Genomic DNA, 613 nt, shown 5'->3' with positions numbered 1-613 from the left:
ATCTCGGTTGATTTCTTTTCCTGCGGCTACTTAGATGTTTCAGTTCGCCGCGTTCGCCTCACATGACCTATGTATTCAGTCATGGATACTCCATTCGGAGTGGGTTTCCCCATTCGGATATCGGTGGATCAAAGCTCGTTTGCCAGCTCCCCACCGCTTTTCGCAGGCTACCGCGTCCTTCATCGCCTGTGATCGCCAAGGCATCCACCACATGCACTTGTTCGCTTGACCCTATAACGGGTGTGTCTCTTTCAAGATCACCCGCTACAGGTTGAGTATTCGTGTTGCGCCGTATTTCAAGGCAATCTTTCGATCACTTAAAAATACATTGATACAATCACAACCCTGATTCACCTACTTGACGGCCATCTCTGTCCGCGTTCGGATGAATCTCTTTACTACTTCTTCCTGATTGTTAAAGAACGACAGCCGATATGGTGTTACTCATATCGCCCTGACTGGCTCAATCGCCAATGCAAAAGGTTCTGCTTCGTGCAGAACGCTGTGCATTGAGGATTGGTGGAGGATGACGGGATCGAACCGACGACCCCCTGCTTGCAAAGCAGGTGCTCTCCCAGCTGAGCTAATCCCCCAGTCACACATACTCAAGGGG

1 tRNA gene and 1 rRNA gene are annotated in these 613 nt (G+C 50.2%); both read right to left on the bottom strand.

From position 1 onward, the window contains the following. Positions 1 to 231 (bottom strand): 23S ribosomal RNA (locus M3I56_RS40855); the annotation flags it as partial. Positions 232 to 517: 286 nt separating this feature from the next. Then, positions 518 to 593 (bottom strand) — tRNA-Ala (locus M3I56_RS40850). Positions 594 to 613: the final 20 nt, after the last annotated feature.

It is taken from the genome of Paraburkholderia sp. CNPSo 3281, from assembly GCF_024206515.1.
Lineage (GTDB): Bacteria > Pseudomonadota > Gammaproteobacteria > Burkholderiales > Burkholderiaceae > Paraburkholderia > Paraburkholderia nodosa.
Note: the sequence above shows the minus strand (reverse complement) of the source record. Positions and strands in the feature narration are given on the sequence as shown.